The 15,387-nt window shown below is 64.7% G+C and carries 17 protein-coding genes; 9 read left to right on the top strand and 8 right to left on the bottom strand.

Annotated elements, in window-relative coordinates; translation table 11 throughout:
- The first annotated feature begins 163 nt into the window (after positions 1 to 163).
- Positions 164 to 901 carry a tetratricopeptide repeat protein gene (locus XH93_RS27805; protein WP_139484626.1) on the top strand — a complete coding sequence of 246 codons (738 nt, stop codon included), beginning with the start codon at positions 164 to 166 and terminating at the stop codon, positions 899 to 901.
- A gap of 578 nt (positions 902 to 1,479) precedes the next feature.
- On the opposite strand, the gene XH93_RS27800 is transcribed toward XH93_RS27805, so the two are convergent.
- Both XH93_RS27800 and XH93_RS27795 read right to left on the bottom strand, forming a co-directional pair.
- Complete coding sequence (locus XH93_RS27800) at positions 1,480 to 2,463, bottom strand: DMT family transporter (RefSeq protein WP_194469934.1); 984 nt, start codon at positions 2,461 to 2,463, stop codon at positions 1,480 to 1,482.
- Between the two features lie 322 nt (positions 2,464 to 2,785).
- Positions 2,786 to 3,118 (bottom strand): helix-turn-helix domain-containing protein, encoded by a 333-nt coding sequence (locus tag XH93_RS27795; RefSeq protein ID WP_194469933.1) that lies wholly within the window; start codon positions 3,116 to 3,118, stop codon positions 2,786 to 2,788.
- A 107-nt stretch (positions 3,119 to 3,225) separates the two neighbouring features.
- Between XH93_RS27795 and XH93_RS27790 the strand changes: the two genes are divergently transcribed.
- On the top strand, positions 3,226 to 3,936 hold the full coding sequence (locus tag XH93_RS27790; protein WP_194469932.1) for a glutathione S-transferase family protein: 711 nt from the start codon (positions 3,226 to 3,228) through the stop codon (positions 3,934 to 3,936).
- Between the two features lie 16 nt (positions 3,937 to 3,952).
- On the opposite strand, the gene XH93_RS27785 is transcribed toward XH93_RS27790, so the two are convergent.
- On the bottom strand, positions 3,953 to 4,918 hold the full coding sequence (locus tag XH93_RS27785) for a GlxA family transcriptional regulator (RefSeq protein ID WP_194469931.1): 966 nt from the start codon (positions 4,916 to 4,918) through the stop codon (positions 3,953 to 3,955).
- A gap of 268 nt (positions 4,919 to 5,186) precedes the next feature.
- Here XH93_RS27785 and XH93_RS27780 point away from each other — a divergent pair, with 268 nt between their 5' ends.
- The 3 genes from XH93_RS27780 to pstS all read left to right on the top strand — a co-directional run bounded on the left by XH93_RS27780 (position 5,187) and on the right by pstS (position 7,209).
- Positions 5,187 to 5,480, top strand: coding sequence for a hypothetical protein (locus XH93_RS27780; protein ID WP_194469930.1), 294 nt, complete (start codon positions 5,187 to 5,189; stop codon positions 5,478 to 5,480).
- A 135-nt stretch (positions 5,481 to 5,615) separates the two neighbouring features.
- Positions 5,616 to 6,020, top strand: coding sequence for a muconolactone Delta-isomerase family protein (locus XH93_RS27775; protein ID WP_194469929.1), 405 nt, complete (start codon positions 5,616 to 5,618; stop codon positions 6,018 to 6,020).
- 139 nt (positions 6,021 to 6,159) lie between these two features.
- A complete protein-coding gene (pstS, locus tag XH93_RS27770) occupies positions 6,160 to 7,209 on the top strand; it encodes a phosphate ABC transporter substrate-binding protein PstS (RefSeq protein ID WP_194469928.1) in 1,050 nt (349 codons plus the stop codon).
- A gap of 30 nt (positions 7,210 to 7,239) precedes the next feature.
- Here pstS and XH93_RS27765 read toward each other — a convergent pair whose 3' ends face one another.
- On the bottom strand, positions 7,240 to 7,719 hold the full coding sequence (locus XH93_RS27765) for a PaaI family thioesterase (protein ID WP_139484634.1): 480 nt from the start codon (positions 7,717 to 7,719) through the stop codon (positions 7,240 to 7,242).
- A 159-nt stretch (positions 7,720 to 7,878) separates the two neighbouring features.
- Between XH93_RS27765 and purL the strand changes: the two genes are divergently transcribed.
- The gene (purL, locus tag XH93_RS27760; RefSeq protein WP_194469927.1) at positions 7,879 to 10,098 is read left to right on the top strand and encodes a phosphoribosylformylglycinamidine synthase subunit PurL; all 2,220 of its coding nucleotides are present in this window, start codon (positions 7,879 to 7,881) and stop codon (positions 10,096 to 10,098) included.
- Positions 10,099 to 10,140: 42 nt separating this feature from the next.
- Here purL and XH93_RS27755 read toward each other — a convergent pair whose 3' ends face one another.
- Together XH93_RS27755 and XH93_RS27750 are read right to left on the bottom strand one after the other, a co-directional pair.
- Positions 10,141 to 10,401: a GlsB/YeaQ/YmgE family stress response membrane protein gene (locus XH93_RS27755; protein ID WP_139484636.1), complete on the bottom strand. Its 261-nt coding sequence runs from the start codon at positions 10,399 to 10,401 to the stop codon at positions 10,141 to 10,143.
- A 175-nt stretch (positions 10,402 to 10,576) separates the two neighbouring features.
- Positions 10,577 to 11,761 carry an acyltransferase gene (locus XH93_RS27750; protein WP_194469926.1) on the bottom strand — a complete coding sequence of 395 codons (1,185 nt, stop codon included), beginning with the start codon at positions 11,759 to 11,761 and terminating at the stop codon, positions 10,577 to 10,579.
- Between the two features lie 188 nt (positions 11,762 to 11,949).
- On the opposite strand from XH93_RS27750, the gene XH93_RS27745 reads away from it, so the two are divergent.
- Entirely contained in the window at positions 11,950 to 12,123 is a 174-nt protein-coding gene (locus XH93_RS27745; RefSeq protein ID WP_024582607.1) for a DUF1328 domain-containing protein, read from the top strand.
- Here the strand turns inward: XH93_RS27745 and XH93_RS27740 are convergent.
- Both XH93_RS27740 and XH93_RS27735 read right to left on the bottom strand, forming a co-directional pair.
- Entirely contained in the window at positions 12,113 to 13,255 is a 1,143-nt protein-coding gene (locus tag XH93_RS27740; RefSeq protein ID WP_194469925.1) for an alpha/beta fold hydrolase, read from the bottom strand. The two genes, XH93_RS27745 and XH93_RS27740, sit on opposite strands and share 11 nt — an antisense overlap.
- 83 nt (positions 13,256 to 13,338) lie before the next feature.
- Positions 13,339 to 13,698, bottom strand: a complete 360-nt coding sequence (locus XH93_RS27735) for a DUF427 domain-containing protein (protein ID WP_139484639.1) — start codon at positions 13,696 to 13,698, stop codon at positions 13,339 to 13,341.
- A gap of 184 nt (positions 13,699 to 13,882) precedes the next feature.
- Between XH93_RS27735 and XH93_RS27730 the strand changes: the two genes are divergently transcribed.
- Positions 13,883 to 14,119, top strand: a complete 237-nt coding sequence (locus XH93_RS27730) for a BolA family protein (RefSeq protein ID WP_139484640.1) — start codon at positions 13,883 to 13,885, stop codon at positions 14,117 to 14,119.
- Positions 14,120 to 14,143: 24 nt separating this feature from the next.
- Positions 14,144 to 15,325: a low temperature requirement protein A gene (locus tag XH93_RS27725; protein WP_194469924.1), complete on the top strand. Its 1,182-nt coding sequence runs from the start codon at positions 14,144 to 14,146 to the stop codon at positions 15,323 to 15,325.
- The last annotated feature ends 62 nt before the right edge of the window (positions 15,326 to 15,387 follow it).

Here is a 15,387-nt window from a genome sequence, read left to right as displayed (position 1 = left end):
CCTGTCGGGCCGCGTCCGAAACTAATGCGGTATGACGGCTCCCGTCTTTACAAAGCCTACACGTTAAACCGCCTGATGCGTCAACCCGGGATTGTTTTGGCATGCCGGACACGCTATCACGGGCGCGATTTTGAGGTCTCCGGCCGCTTTGGGGAAACTCGACATGCCCTTTGCCTTGGTCGTCTTGCTGCTCGACATCACGCTGATCTGGCACGCCGCGCGCACCGGGCGTCTGCAGCCCTGGGCGTTCATCATCCTGATGGTGCCGCTGATCGGCGGGCTCGCCTACATCGTGGTCGAGCTGATTCCGGAATGGTGGGGCGGGCCCGGGGCCGCGCAAGCCCGCAAGCGGGTCGCCAACCGGCTCGATCCGGAGAAGCGCTATCGCGAACTGTCCGACAAGCTGGCGACGTCAGACACGATCGCCAACCGCGCTGCGCTCGCCCAGGAGTGCCACAATGTCGGGCGCTACGAGGAGGCGGAGGGCCATTACGACCACATCATGAAGCTGCCGCAGGGCGACGATCCGGCCTACGCGCTCGCCAAGGCGCAGGCCCAGTTCGCCCGCAAGCAGCCCGCCGATGCGCTGGCGACGCTCGATGCGCTGCGCGAGCGCTGGCCCGATTTCGAATCCGCCGACGGCCATCTGCTCTATGCCCGCGCGCTCGCCGAAATCGGCCGGGTCGATGAGGCGCTGCAGGAATATCAGGAGGTCACGCAGTATTTCCCCGGCGCCGAGGCGCGGGTGCGCTATGGCCTGCTGCTGCAACTGGTCGGCCGCACCGCCGAGGCGCGCATGGTGTTCAACGAGCTGTTGATCCAGATGCGCCGCGCGCCAAAATATCTGCGCGACGCCCAGGCCGAGTGGCTGTCGATCGCGGAGAAGCAGCTGTCGGCGTGAGCTGCTGTCAGCTTATCCGGCCGTCATTGCGAGGAGCGAAGCGACGACTTGTCCGCCGAAGCCTTGGCGAAGGCGGAAGAAATCCATCGCTCCGCATATGCGGACCCATGGATTGCTTCGCTTCGCTCGCAATGACGCGGATAGTGCTGCTTTGCCGATGTAAGGTAGGCACCAGTGGAAGGGTTCCCTCCCCCCTTGCGGGGCAGGGCTATCGCATATGAAAGAAACCCGCGTGGAATCGATAGTTCTGCGAAGGGTGGGTCGAGTGAACGTGTCCGCCATTCGCGCTCCGATTCCGATTTGTTCTCCATCCGATTCCACGGCCTATTCAGGTCGAGCGCGTGCCGCGCCAAGCCAAGCATCGGAAGAGACTCGGGAATTGCCATATGCGATCGCCCTGCCTTGCGGGGGGAGGGTTAGGGAGAGGGGTGCCACACGACGCGCTCTATCGATGAACGCTGATGACGCGATGTCGGAATAGCGAGAGCAATGCCTTCATCAATCATGTCGCCCGTGGCTTACCCCTCTCCCCAACCCTCCCCCGCAAGGGGGGAGGGAGCCTGAGCCGTGTGCTCACCTCACTTGCGCAGCCGCCGCAGCCCGCGCTTGAACGTTTCGCCCGGAAGGGTCATCGCGGCGACGCCGGCCATCACCAGCACGAGGCCGAGCGCGAGATTCGACGGTACGGTTTCCCCGAGCAGCACGACCGAGAGCGCCACGCCGATCGGAATCCGCAGATAGCCTTGCGCGTTCGTCGTGAGCGTGCCGAGCCGGGTCAGGCACATGTAGAACAGCATCAGGCCGAACGCGCTGGAAAAGATCCCCATGATGACGGTGGCGGCCAGCGCCTGCGGCGTCGGGTGCAGCGTCCAGGGCTGGTCGACGATCAGCGCGAGCGGCAACAAGACGGTGCCGCCGAACAGCAGCGAGCCGGCCGCGACCGCCATCGGATCGTAGTCCGACACCTTGAGCCCAAAGATCGTAGCGCAGGCGAACGAGACGGTGGCGAGCAGGATCGCGATCTCCGCAAAGATCTCCTTGCCGAAGCCGCCGAGCGCGTCGAGGCCGATGATCGCGACCGTGCCGGCGAGGCCGAGGATCGCGCCGACCAGCTTGAGCAGCGAAGCCGGCTCGTGCCGGGTGATCGTCCAGGTGATCAGGAAGGCAAAAATCGGCGTCGTCGAGGCCAGCACCACCGTGTTGGACGCCGGCACATAAAGCTGCGCCCAGGTGATCACCAGAAACGGGACGGTGGAGTTGATGGTCTGCTGGACCGCAAACAGCTTCCAGGCTTTCAGATCGGTCGGGATGCGCATGCCGCGCAGCCGCAGCACGATCAGCAGGAAGCCGGCTGCGACCAGCGAGCGCGCCGAGATGAAGGTGATCGGCGGGATCGAGCCGAGCCCGATCTTGGTCAGCGGATAGGTCGAGCTCCAGCAGCAAGCCAGCGCCAGCAGCAGCGCATAGTCGCGCCAGCCGCGCGCGCCGGGCGCAGCGATGGACGGAGTGGACGTCTGCACGGGAGCCGTCACGCCGCCCGTACTCGCTGCTTGTTTAGGCATGATCCTTTCGGAAAACCGCTTCACACTTTTCCGGATCATGCTCTGGCTGTGCTCTTCGGCACCTTGATTGGCTCCCCCGCGCATCGGCGCGTGAGGATGAATGTAACGCGGCGGCGTGCGGGAACGCTAGGGGCGTTGCGCCGGATGCGCTTGCGCAGCGGTGCCATGTCGCGGAATTTCCATCGCGGACGCGGTGTCGCTGGCAACACGTAGCCCGGATGAGCGCAGCGAGATGCGGGACGTTGGGAGTGCAGTCGGCCAGCAGCCCCGGATGTCGCTGCGCTCATCCGGGCTGCGTGTGCGCGATCCGTGTCGTCATCGCTCAAGCAATGGATGGTACGCCGGCGTCCGACGTCGCTTCCCACCAGTCGCCCAGCGCATCGATCAGCGGCACCAGCCGCTCGCCGGCCGGCGTCAGCTCGTACTCGACGCGCAACGGATATCCCTCGAATTCGGTGCGCGCGACGATGCCGGCGTCCTCCAGCTTGCGCAGCTCCAGTGCGAGCATCTTGTGCGAGATGGTCGGATTGTCGCGGCGCAAATCGCTGAAGCGCTTGGTGCCCTGCTTCAGATAGTAGATCAGCAGCGTCGGCCAGCGGCCGCTCAGGATCTGCATGACTTCTTCGATCGGGCAGCGGGAGACGCGAGATTTCATGGATCGCTCGTGGTTACAAAAAGGTGCGTAATTTACTTCGCCGATGTGGTGACTAGGGTCCCCCTCCGCTGCGCAGCGCGATCACTGACATCACCGGAGACCACATCATGGAACCGATCCTTATCTATGGCTTCCCGCTGGGAAGCTCCATGGGGCTCGTCGCAGCCCTCGAATGGCTGCGCAAGCCATATCGCCTCTGCCGCGTCGACATGCTCGGCGAGATGCGCCTTCCGTCCTATGCGCGGATCAATCCGCGGCACGAGACGCCGGTATTCGTCACAGACAAGGGCAGGGTGCTGACCGAGAACATGGCGATCGCAGGCTGGCTCGCGGCGCGCGATGCCGAACGCCGCATCAGCTTCGATCCGCTGTCGCCGGAGGCCGACCGGATGCACCAGCTGATGGCGTTCGTGAACACCGGCTTCACCGCCGCGTTCAGTCCGCTGTGGGCGGCGCTGGAGATGCAGACGCCTGATCCGGCCATGCAGTCGGCGCTGCGGCGATGGGGACAGGGCAACGTCATGCAGCGGCACGACCGGCTCGAGGAACTGATCGGCGAGGGCCCGTTCCTGCTCGGCGAGCGCCCGACATTGGCCGATGCGCTGCTGATCGGGGTGGCGCGCTGGCTCGATTTCCATGCCGTGGCCGATCGCGGCCGCTGGCCGAAGCTGGATGCGCTTCGCGCGCGGCTCGAAGCCGATCCGGCCGTGATCCATGCGACGGCGCTGGAGAGCGGCGAGCGCAGCGCGGGGAGCGGCGCCTGCGTAGGACACATTCCACTCGCCGAGGTCATCGAACGCTTCGGCGCAGCGCGTTGACGTCGCACGTTGCGGGTCAGCGCAGATCGGCGCGGAGCTCGCGCACGCCGCGCCCCAGGCGTTCACGCAACAGGGTTCGCAGCGTCGCGCCGTCGAGGTAGCCGACCTCGGCGGCGATGGCGTCGAGCGCAAGGCCGCTGCCGTGCAGCAGCGATTGCGCGCGCTCGACCCGCAGGTCCTGGAAATACGACAGCGGCGATTTGCCGAGCACCGCTTCGCAGCGGCGCTGCAAGGTGCGGGCGCTGGTCGCCAGCGCCTTGGCGGCGTCCTGCAGCGAGAACCCTTCCTTCAGATGCTCGCGCGCCCATTTCTCGAAACGCAGGATCAGCGGATCGGCCTGCGCCAGATGATTGGGAATGATGTAGGGCGCCTGTGAGGAGCGCAAATCGGCGAGCAGATAGCGCGAGACGAGGTTTGCCAGCTCCGGGCTCGCCTGGCGGATGAACCAGAGTGCGAGATCGAGATGTCCCATCGCGGCGCCGGCCGTGACGATGCGATCCGAGGTCACCAGCATGCGCGTCTCGTCGAGCCGAACGTTCGGGTAGCGCTGCCGGAAGAGCGGCGACAACCACCACGTCGTCGTTGCTTGCCTCTGATCGAGCAGTCCGCTCTCGGCGAGCACAAATGTGCCGATACAGGACGCCGCGATGCCGGCGCCGGCGGCGTACCATCTTCGCAGTTGCGCGGTCGCCTGACGCACATCGCGGCGTTCCAGCGCCGGCAGCAATTGCTCGGGCTGGCCGGTGCTGAGCGCCGGCACGATCACCCAATCCGGTTTCGAATCCGGCGTGATCGATTGCACCGGCATCGCAAATCGCTGGCCGGATCGGACCCGCCTGCGCACGCCGACGACCGACACGTCGAACCGCGGCGCACCGCCCAACTGCGCGGCTGCGAACTTGTTGGCGAGCGTGAGCGCGTCGAGCGTCACGACGAGCCCGGTGTCCCAAAACCCCTCGAGCGCGAGGATCGAAATGCGCATGGCGTAAATGGCCTCAAGATTGGCATTTGCGGCAATACCGATTTCGCAGCCCGCACGCTAAATCCTGCGCCGTCGGGGATCGCGGAAGCGCGAAGCCTACAATCGGAGATGTACACATAATCGATTGAAAAACAACGCGTTCGTGCAGCGATCATCGATTTTTCGGTGGCGTAAATGCTCCGAAAAATGGCGCTTACGCCGCTATTCGGCTCGCACTTTAGAGCCGGATGGCACCGGCAAACATCTGACGACGAACAGGAGAACGGACATGAAAGTCATCGCTATCGGAAACATCACCAAGCCGGTCACCCCGGAGCAGCGGCAGCAGATCATGTCGAAGGAAGTCCCGGCGACGCTGCAGCTCTATCTCGACGGCAAGATCGAGCAGTTCTTCTTCCGCCAGGACAAGCCCGGCGTGATCTTTCTCATGAATGCCGAGTCGGTCGAACAGGCGCGGGCGACCGTCGAAGCCATGCCGCTCGTGACCGAAGGCTTTGCGCAATACGACGTGATCCCGGTCGGTCCGCTGGCGCCGCTGGGTCTCTTGATCCAGGGCAAGTAACCGCTGCGATCCCCGAGGCGCCAGCGGCAAGATGAAATCCATCATTTCGCCGGCGCCGAGGGGCGGTCGCCTCCGCGCAGCGCGATGCGGCAAGCGCGAGTGAAACTCGATTGAATCCGAATGAGGAGTACGAAAATGAACAACGCTCTGGCTGGCTCCATCGCTGCGCTGATCATCTGCCTGATGGGAGTGGACGGTGGCCGCGCGCAGTCCGCAGCTCCGCCGGCGCCGACGACGCGCATCCTGGCGGTCGGAACGCTCAATCGGGGCGTCGATCCGGCCGCGGCACGGGCGATCCTTCCGACCGAAGTGCAAGAGACCGTCAAGCTCTACCTCGATGGCAAGATCGACCAGTGGTTCTCGCTACAGGGACGTCCCGGTGTGGTGTTCATCCTGAACGTTACGGATGCCACGGCTGCCCGCGAGATGCTGGAAAAATTGCCGCTGGGCCAGGCCCATCTGATGAGTTTTGAGCTGACGCCGCTTGCTCCGCTCAATCCGCTTCGCCAACTGCTGGGCGCGAGCACCCGCTCGCCTTAGCTCCCTGAGCTTGACCCGTTTGGTCTATCCCGTGGGCCTCCTGCGGTGGCGGAGCATCGTTGTCCGGTGCTGCGGCCCATGTTACGGTTTTGTGACGTGGCCCACATGATGTTGTCGTTCGTCCTGCTAGGCTCGAGCCATGACGAAACATCTCAAGGGACTGACCATCTTCGCTGCACTGGTCGTCGCAACGCCAAGCCTGGCTGCGGAGACAAAGGGCGCGGGTTCGACCTTCGTCTCGCCTGTGATGGCGAAATGGATCAGCGCGTACAAGACCAGGACCGGCAACGATGTCAGCTACCAGCCGGTCGGCTCGAGCATCGGCGTCGGCCTGATCAGGAAGGCGGCCGTCGATTTCGGCGCGAGCGACATGCCGCTTGATCCGACTGAGCTGGACAAGCTCGGCATGATGCAATTTCCGATCGTGATCGGCGGCGTCGTGCCGGTGGTCAACATCGACGGCGTCAAGCCCGGCCAGATGCAGTTCACCGGCCAACTGCTGGCCGACATCTATCTCGGCAAGATCAGGTCGTGGAACGACCCGGCGATCCAGGCGATCAATCCGGGCCTCAAGCTGCCGCGCGTGGCGATCACCGTCGTGCATCGTGTCGATGGATCGGGAACGACGTTCAACTGGTCGAACTATCTCGCGAAGATCAGCGCGCAGTGGAAGGCAAAGGTCGGCGAGGGCACGACGGTCGAGTGGCCGGTCGGGCTCGGCGGCAAGGGCAATGATGGCGTTGCCTCGCTGGTCAGCCTGATTCCCGGTTCGATCGGCTATCTCGAATACACCTATGCGCTGCAGCGGCTCGACAGGATCTCCTTCGGGCTGGTGCAAAACAGCGCCGGCAATTTCGTCACCCCGGACGCCGCATCGTTTCAGGCTGCCGCATCCAGCGCCGACTGGAAGGCCACGAAGGATTTCCACCTGGTGCTGACCAATGCGCCGGGGGAGGACGCCTACCCCATCACGGCCACCACATTCGTGCTGATGTACAAGCAGCCGAAATCGCCGGAACGCTCGGCCACCGCGATCGAGTTCTTCCGCTGGTCGCTGGAAAGCGGCAAGCCGCAGGCCGAATTGCTCAACTATGTGCCGCTGCCGCCGGCGCTGATCGAGCAGATCGAGTCCTATTGGCAGCAGAATTTCGAGGCGCTCACGGCGTCGGCGCAGCCGGCAAAGCGCTGATCCAAGAATCGGCCTCCGGCCGGATTGGCCTCAGGCTCCGGCCTTGCGCTTCACCCGCTTGATGGTGCCCGAGAAGGTGAACAGCATCCGCGTCCCCGCGCGCAGTGTGCCGCGCAGGAAGATCAGCGAGCCGCCGGCGCGCGTCACCTCGCCGTCGCATTCGATCAGCTCGCCCTCGCGGGCGGCGTCGAGGAATTCGCAGGAGAAGCCCACCGTGACGCCGGGACCCTGCAGCAGCGGGCCGGCCAGCGCGAACAGGCAGTAGTCGGCGAACGTCATGAAGCAGCCGCCATGGACGTTGCCGGAGCCGTTGAGGTGCTTCTTGCCGACCCGGAACGCGCAGGCGATACGGCCGTTCTCGTCCATCCGGTGGTAGAACGGGCCGCTATTGGTCTCGAAATTGTCGCGGCTCCAGGTTCGCCAGCCGGCGAATTCGCCCTCGGTTTCGACGTGCAGATCGGGGCGGAGGTTGAATGCGGACTTGAGTGCGGTCTCGGCTAGCTCGTTCACGAAATTGGCCTTCAATTATCGGGTTTTGATCCTTAAATCCGATCCATCCCGATTGTGCAAACGCCGTGCCGCAGCCACCGGCCGCAAAGCTCTGGACAGGCCGAAAATGCCCCCTAAAAGGCCTTTTCGCCCCCGTTCGATCTACCTATTAAGGGACCAATGACCGCGCCCAAGAATGAGCCCCAAATCACCCCCGAACTCGTCGCCGCCCACGGGCTGAAGCCGGACGAGTATGAGCGGATCCTGAAGCTGATCGGGCGGGTTCCGACCTTCACCGAGCTCGGCATCTTCTCGGCGATGTGGAACGAGCACTGCTCGTACAAGTCCTCGCGCATCCATCTGCGCGGGCTGCCGACCAAGGCGCCCTGGGTGATCCAGGGCCCGGGCGAGAATGCCGGCGTGATCGACATCGGCGACGGCCAGGCCGTGGTCTTCAAGATGGAGAGCCACAACCACCCGAGCTACATCGAGCCCTACCAGGGCGCGACCACTGGCGTCGGCGGCATTTTGCGCGACGTCTTCACGATGGGCGCGCGGCCGATTGCCTGCCTCAATGCGCTGAGCTTTGGCGCGCCGGAGCATCCGAAAACCCGGCACCTGGTGTCCGGCGTGGTCGCAGGCGTCGGCGGCTACGGCAATTCGTTCGGCGTGCCGACGGTCGGCGGCCAGGTGCGCTTCCACACCCGCTATGACGGCAACATCCTGGTCAACGCGATGGCGGTGGGCCTCGCTGATGCCGACAAGATTTTTTACGCGGCGGCCTCCGGCGTGAACATGCCGATCGTCTATCTCGGCTCGAAGACTGGCCGCGACGGCATTCATGGCGCCTCGATGGCCTCGGCCGAATTCGACGACGCCTCCGAGGAGAAGCGGCCGACCGTGCAGGTCGGCGATCCCTTCGCCGAAAAACTGCTGCTGGAAGCCTGCCTGGAGATCATGGAGCAGGGCTGCGTGATCGCGATCCAGGACATGGGCGCGGCGGGCCTGACCTGCTCGGCGGTCGAGATGGGCGCCAAGGGCGACCTCGGCGTCGAGCTCGACCTCAACGCGGTGCCCACGCGTGAGACCGGCATGAGCGCCTACGAGATGATGCTCTCGGAGAGCCAGGAGCGCATGCTGATGGTGCTCAAGCCCGAGAAGGAACAGCAGGCCGAGGCGATCTTCCGCAAATGGGGGCTCGATTTCGCCATCGTCGGCTACACCACACCGACCAAGCGTTTCGTCGTCAAGCACGGCGGCGACGTGATGGCCGACCTGCCGATCAAGGAGCTCGGCGACGAGGCGCCGGTCTATGACCGCCCGCATGTCGCCTCCAGCGCGCAGGCCGTGATCCGCGGCCAGGACGTCAAGCCGCCGCTCGCCATGTCGGACGCGCTGGTCAAGCTGATCGGCACGCCGGAGCTGTGCTCGAAGCGCTGGGTGTGGGAGCAGTACGACCACGTCATTCTCGGCAATACGGTACAGCGCCCCGGCGGCGATGCCGCGGTGGTCCGCGTCGAGGACGGGCCGAAGGGCTTGGCCCTCACCGTCGACGTCACGCCGCGCTATTGCGAGGCCGATCCGTTCGAGGGTGGCAAGCAGGCGGTCGCCGAAGCGTGGCGCAACATCACCGCGGTCGGCGGCCGGCCGCTCGCGATCACCGACAATCTCAATTTCGGCAACCCCGAGCGCCCCGAGATCATGGGCCAGTTCGTCGGCTGCTTGAAGGGCATCTCGGAAGCCTGCCGCACGCTGGACTTCCCGGTCGTCTCCGGCAACGTCTCGCTCTACAACGAGACCAACGGCCGCGGCATCTTGCCGACGCCCTCGATCGGCGGCGTCGGCGTGCTCGACGACTTTACGAAGTCGGCGACGCTGGCGTTCAAGGCCGCCGGCGAGGCGATCCTGCTGATCGGCGACACCCAGGGCTGGCTCGGCCAGTCGGTCTATCTGCGCGATGTCTGCAGCCGCGAGGAGGGCGCTCCGCCGCCGGTCGATCTCGCCGCCGAGAAGCGCAATGGCGACGTTGTCAGAGGCATGATCCACGCCGGTACCGCGACCGCGGTGCATGACGTCTCCGACGGCGGGCTTTTGATTGCGCTCGCCGAGATGGCGATCGCAAGCGGCATCGGCGCCCAGCTACTCGCCGCGCCGAGCTCGATCGTGCCGCATGCCTACTGGTTCGGCGAGGACCAAGCCCGCTACATCGTCACCGTGCCGGCCGCCGAGGCCGGCCTCGTGCTCGCGAAGATGAAGGGCGCGGGCGTGCCCTGTGCGCGCATCGGCACCACCGGCGGAGATGCGATCGCCGTCGCCGGCGAGGCGCCCGTTGCAATCGAGGAGTTGTCCCGCGCCTTCGAGCACTGGCTGCCGAACTACATGCGGGGCGCCGCCGCCTGATCCGGCCGGATCAGGCGTTGTCTTGCAAACGTGCCGTGAGGGCTAGGCGCGGCCCCGGATCGCGCGCCACAGGAAGATGATGATGCAGGCGCCGATGAAGCCGGCCACGAGGTAGGCGATCCAGCCGCCGCCCAGCGACACGCCGAGCAGTGCCAACAGCCAGTTCGCCAGCGCCGCGCCGACGATGCCGAGGATGATGTTCATGACGATGCCGGTGCCGGACTTCATGAACATTTCGGCCAGCCAGCCCGCCAGTCCCCCGACGATGATTGCGGCGATCCATCCGATTTGCGGGTCTTGCATCTGAGACTCCTTTGGGTCGATCAGTGCCGCCAGCATACCCGAGAATCATCGACAGCCATGTGATCAATGGCAGCTTGCGCGCAGATTCGTGCGCGCAACTGATTCGCGGTTAGCCCCTAATCCTCCCGCGAGCGGGAGAAAGACGCAGTATCGATCTGGCTTGGTTTCGTCCAAGCTACAGCACGTGCTTGGCGCCGGGGATCTTGCGCAGCACGGCGGTGACGGCCCAGCTCAGCGCCACGGTGGCGAAGAATGCGATCGCCGCCTTGGCGATCGCCGGCAGGTCGAAATCGAACAGCCAGTATTGCAGCCACAACACGATCGGATAGTGCACCAGGAACATACCGTAGGCATCGCCCTGCATGCGGTCGAGCAAAGTCGGCCCTGATGCCTTCGATTGCAGGAAGTAGGCCAGGATCGCGAACAGGATCGAGGCGCTGAACAGCACGTAGAACGTGCCGTAGATCGCCAGATACCAGCCCGGCAGCGGATCGGGATTCCCGATCACCTCGCGCTTGATATAGATCATCGTCCACATCAGGACATAGGGGATCAGCGTGACGCCGGTCCAGAACCAGCGCCGCTGGGTCAGCCGTCCGTGCGCGCTGAGCAGGCCGCCCTCGAAGTTGGCGGCGCCGATGCCGGCACCGATGAAGAAATAGGCTGCATAGAGCAGCACGCGGCTGGCCTGCACCGAGAACGGCCCGAACTCGAACCAGTAATTCTGGCCGTAGCTGACCAGCATCGGGAGATAGACGGCGGCGCTGACCAGGACCAGCAGCAGCCAGAATTTTGACGGACGAGCGAATCCCTTCTCCGACAGCCGGTTGATCGGATCGAGCAGCCGCGGCGACACCCGGTAGAGCAGGCTCGCGGTCACGTCGAAGACCATCAGCACCCAGACGAACCAGATCGGTCCACTCGGCCATGGTCCGATCGTCATGGTCTTCCGCCAGAATTCGGCGAAAGAGATCCCGGGCGTGTGGCGCAGCTCGATCGCCCAATAGGCGAGCGGGATCACGGTGACGGCGCAGACCACGAACGGCAGGCCGAGCCGCAGCAGCCGGGTGGTCAGGAAGCCAAGCAGCGACTTGTTGCCGAGCCCCGGCCAGACGAACAGCCCCGACAGGAAGAAGAACATCGCCATGAAGAAGCTGTCGGTGGCGAGCACCACACAGTCGAAGCCGATCCACGACGTCGGATCGGTGTGGCCGAAATGGGTGTAGGGGATCACCGCGTGATGCAGCAGCACGACCAAAGTGAGGAAGGTGCGGGCGCGGTCCAGCGCCACGTTGCGGGCATGGGCCTTCGGAGCTGCCTGGACGTCGACGGCCGGAGCCGCGTGCGCAATCGATTTCATGGTGCCCCCAGCCGGGTCTTTCGCCGGATGTTGCAGTTGGGAACTGGAATCGGCAAGGCCCAATCGCGTTGATTCGCTGGCCTCTAGGTCTATCATTTTCGGTCTTTTTCTTTTTGGAACTGCGGTCGTCGGCGCTGGTTATCGCAGCGCCGTTTGGATGCGCGTGCCGCGCGGTTTCAGGAGCAAGTATGACAATTCTGAAGTGGGCGCTGATCTTTCTCGTCGTGTCGATTATTGCGGGCTTGCTCGGCTTCACCGGCATCTCGGCGGCCTCGGCCGACATCGCTCGCTTCCTGTTCTATGTTTTCGTGGTGATCTTCCTGGTGCTGCTGATCCTCGGGCTCACCATCTTCAGGGTGTAGCGCTGGTCGCCATCGGACCGGCCTCGGCGACCGGAGGATTGGCGAGCGGTCTGACGCGTGCCACCAGCTCGTCCAGAAACTGGTCGGGACGATCGAACGGAATGAAGTGACCTGCGCCGCGGACCGGCACAAACTCCTTGTGCGGGGCGGTGATCTGCTTGAGGTATTGTTCGGCAGGCCCGCTCGGCGTGATGTCGTCGGCGTCGCCCTCGATGAGGATCACGGGGACCCGAAATTCAAGTCCCAACGCGACGAGGTCGCGCTGAAACATCGGGCTCACTCTGCCGCGCAGATATTTTGCCGAGAAGGCGGTGCCGCTCCGCCGATTGTACCAATCAAGCAGCGAGAAGTCCGGCATGAAGAGTGGCGGGACCGGGCCCGCCGGCCGGAAAGCATCCGGCGGCAGCGCCAACGCCTTGCTCCACCTGTCCGCGACGAGCCGATTGTCCGGATTGGCGACGGGGTTCGCAGCGATTGGCGCGAGCTCCGCCAGGGCCTCGCGGTTGTTGGCGGACTGCGCCAGCGCTTGCAGGCGCGCGATGGTGTTCTCGAATGCCTTTTCGAAGGTCGCCCGGCCGACGACCTGCCCAGTGCCGACATAGGCATAGAACAGGTCCGGCCGCTGCTTGACGATGTGAACGCCGAGGAACGAGCCCCAGGAATGCCCGACCAGGATGATCCTGTCCTTGCGCAGGTGCCTTCGCAGATAATCGGCAAGTTCGACGCCGTCCTGGGTCATCCGCTCCAGCGTCATGGTCGGCGCGACCGTATCGCCGGTCATGCCGTAGGTTCGCCCGGCGCCGCGCTGGTCCCACTGCACGACGGTGAAGTACTTCTCCCAGGGACGCCAGCCCGACGAGATCGGCAAGGTGGAGCTGCCGGGGCCGCCATGAACGAACAGCAGCACCGGGTTGCCGCGATCCTCGCCGCGGATTTGTATCCATTGCTGGATGCCACCAAGGACGACATAGCGTCCCTCCTGCACGCCGTTCGGTGAGCGGATCGCCAGGATCTCCGCAGCAACTTGCTGGCGCCAGGCGCGGTAACCCAACCCGGCGGCGGCCGCCGCGATGAGAACGGCGGCGATGCCCAGGACCGAGAGCCCGACCAGTTTTGCAGCCTTGCGCGGCATCGGTGCTGTTTTTCGCTTCTCGATCCGTCACCCCGCGCAATGGCCTGGCCGTTGTCGCAGGAGGAGGCCGGTCCGCTTGACGGCTAGGCCACTTCCTCGATCTTCACCTTGTCCGGATAGAACGCCAGGTGACCGGTGATCTCGGCCATCGCCGGGAAAGGCGTCTCGTAGGTCCAGATCGCGTTGTCCAGCGTCCTGCCGTTGGCCTTGATGCTGAAATAGTTCGCATCGCCCTTGTACGGGCAGTGCGTGGTCCGCTCGGTGCGGGCCAGCAGCTCCATATTGGCATCCTGGCGCGGGACATATTGCACGGCGGGATAGCTCGCTTCCTTCAGGGTCAGCGCATGGGTCGTTTCGGCGATGACGACGCCGTCGGCGGTGACGCGGACGCGCTTCGGATTGGGCGTGATCGTGATCGGATGGTCGGGGCCGGGAAGCTTCATGGTTCTGCGCCTTTTCTGGTCATTTCGGCGTGATGGCTTGTGACCGATTGATGCAGGTTTCAATCGCGGGGAATGGGAATATAGTGTCGCCCCAGATGACCTAGAAGACGACTGTCGCTAGGTTTTGCATTCACGGCCGCGTGAGCCGGCCTTGATTCGAACGATCTGAAGGAGGTTGACTGGGATGCCGATGGACGCCCGTGATATCGAATCGATGATCAAGGCAGCGATCCCGGATGCCGATGTAACGATCCGCGACCTGGCCGGCGACGGCGACCATTACGCCGCCACCGTCATTTCAGAATCCTTCCGCGGCAAGTCCCGCGTCCAGCAGCACCAGATCGTCTACCAGTCGCTGAAGGGCCAGATGGGCGGCGTGCTGCACGCCCTGGCGCTGCAAACCGGGGTGCCTGAAGGCTAGCCCCGGCAGGCTGGGGACGGAGCGATGGTGGACAATCCGCGCGGCGCGATGTTTCGCGTCATCGTGCCGAACCAGCACAGCCGGGTCACCAATGCCGAGCTGTTCTTCGACCTCGTCTTCGTCTTTGCCGTCACGCAGCTGTCGCACACGCTGCTGCACCATTTCACGCCATCAGGCGCGGTCCAGGTCACGCTGCTGTTCCTCGCGGTGTGGTGGGTGTGGGTCTACACCACCTGGGTCACCAACTGGCTCAATCCCGACCTGACCCCGGTCCGGCTGCTGCTGTTCGTCCTGATGCTGGGCGGGCTGTTGCTGTCGACCTCGATCCCATCAGCGTTCGAGGGGCGCGGGCTGTGGTTCGCCGCCACCTATGCGGCGATGCAGACCGGCCGCACCCTGTTCTGGCTGCTGGCGACGCCGCGGCGCCGGACCGCGGTCCGCCACAACGCGATCCGCATCCTGGCCTGGCTGAGCTGCTCGGCTGTGCTCTGGATTCTGGGCGGCTTCGCCGAGCACGAGACGCGGTTGTGGCTGTGGATCGCGGCGCTGACCATCGAATACATCGCGCCGGCCGCGCGGTTCTGGACGCCGCGGCTCGGACCGTCCTCGATCGAGGCCTGGTCGGTCGAGGGCGGCCACATGGCCGAACGCTGCGCCGGCTTCATCATCATCGCGCTCGGCGAGGCCATCGTCGTCGACGGCGCGACCTTCGCCGAGCTGACCTGGACGCCGGAGAACATGGCCGCGTTCGTCTCCGCTTTGGTCGGCAGCATCGCGATGTGGTGGATATATTTCCACAAGGGCGCCGAGGCCGGCTCGGAAATGATCTCGAAATCGGAAGAGTCCGGCCGGGTGGCGCGGATCGCCTACACCTATCTGCACATGCCGATCGTCGGCGGCATCATCCTCACCGCGGTCGCCGACGAACTGGTGCTGAAGCATCCCGGCGGCCATTCCGATCTCAAGACCATCGTGAGCTCGGTCGGCGGTCCCATGCTGTTCCTGGTCGGGACCATCCTGTTCAAATACGTGATCCGCAATTTCCTGCAGCTCTCGCACGGCGTCGGCATCATCGCGCTGGCGGTGACCGCCTATTTCGCCGGCGCGATGTCGCCGCTTGTGCTCTCGCTGGTGACGACGGCGATCATGATCGTGGTCGCGACGTGGGAATCGCTGTCGCTGCAGTCGACGGCGGACGAGGAATAGCGCGCGCTCTCTATCCACGTCATTGCGAGCGAAGCGAAGCAATCCATCGTTCCGAATGCGCG

Origin of the sequence: Bradyrhizobium sp. CCBAU 51753, from assembly GCF_015291565.1 — a bacterium.
GTDB lineage: Bacteria > Pseudomonadota > Alphaproteobacteria > Rhizobiales > Xanthobacteraceae > Bradyrhizobium > Bradyrhizobium ivorense.
This window is presented reverse-complemented; position numbering and strand designations above follow the sequence as displayed.

What these genes read in the sequence shown, in the direction of transcription:
- XH93_RS27805 (WP_139484626.1), top strand. Translation starts at nt 164, where the DNA reads ATGCCCTTTGCCTTGGTCGTCTTGCTGCTCGACATCACGCTGATCTGG.
- XH93_RS27800 (WP_194469934.1), bottom strand. Translation starts at nt 2,463, where the DNA reads ATGCCTAAACAAGCAGCGAGTACGGGCGGCGTGACGGCTCCCGTGCAG.
- XH93_RS27795 (WP_194469933.1), bottom strand. Translation starts at nt 3,118, where the DNA reads ATGAAATCTCGCGTCTCCCGCTGCCCGATCGAAGAAGTCATGCAGATC.
- XH93_RS27790 (WP_194469932.1), top strand. Translation starts at nt 3,226, where the DNA reads ATGGAACCGATCCTTATCTATGGCTTCCCGCTGGGAAGCTCCATGGGG.
- XH93_RS27785 (WP_194469931.1), bottom strand. Translation starts at nt 4,918, where the DNA reads ATGCGCATTTCGATCCTCGCGCTCGAGGGGTTTTGGGACACCGGGCTC.
- XH93_RS27780 (WP_194469930.1), top strand. Translation starts at nt 5,187, where the DNA reads ATGAAAGTCATCGCTATCGGAAACATCACCAAGCCGGTCACCCCGGAG.
- XH93_RS27775 (WP_194469929.1), top strand. Translation starts at nt 5,616, where the DNA reads ATGAACAACGCTCTGGCTGGCTCCATCGCTGCGCTGATCATCTGCCTG.
- pstS (WP_194469928.1), top strand. Translation starts at nt 6,160, where the DNA reads ATGACGAAACATCTCAAGGGACTGACCATCTTCGCTGCACTGGTCGTC.
- purL (WP_194469927.1), top strand. Translation starts at nt 7,879, where the DNA reads ATGACCGCGCCCAAGAATGAGCCCCAAATCACCCCCGAACTCGTCGCC.
- XH93_RS27755 (WP_139484636.1), bottom strand. Translation starts at nt 10,401, where the DNA reads ATGCAAGACCCGCAAATCGGATGGATCGCCGCAATCATCGTCGGGGGA.
- XH93_RS27750 (WP_194469926.1), bottom strand. Translation starts at nt 11,761, where the DNA reads ATGAAATCGATTGCGCACGCGGCTCCGGCCGTCGACGTCCAGGCAGCT.
- XH93_RS27745 (WP_024582607.1), top strand. Translation starts at nt 11,950, where the DNA reads ATGACAATTCTGAAGTGGGCGCTGATCTTTCTCGTCGTGTCGATTATT.
- XH93_RS27740 (WP_194469925.1), bottom strand. Translation starts at nt 13,255, where the DNA reads ATGCCGCGCAAGGCTGCAAAACTGGTCGGGCTCTCGGTCCTGGGCATC.
- XH93_RS27735 (WP_139484639.1), bottom strand. Translation starts at nt 13,698, where the DNA reads ATGAAGCTTCCCGGCCCCGACCATCCGATCACGATCACGCCCAATCCG.
- XH93_RS27730 (WP_139484640.1), top strand. Translation starts at nt 13,883, where the DNA reads ATGCCGATGGACGCCCGTGATATCGAATCGATGATCAAGGCAGCGATC.
- XH93_RS27725 (WP_194469924.1), top strand. Translation starts at nt 14,144, where the DNA reads ATGGTGGACAATCCGCGCGGCGCGATGTTTCGCGTCATCGTGCCGAAC.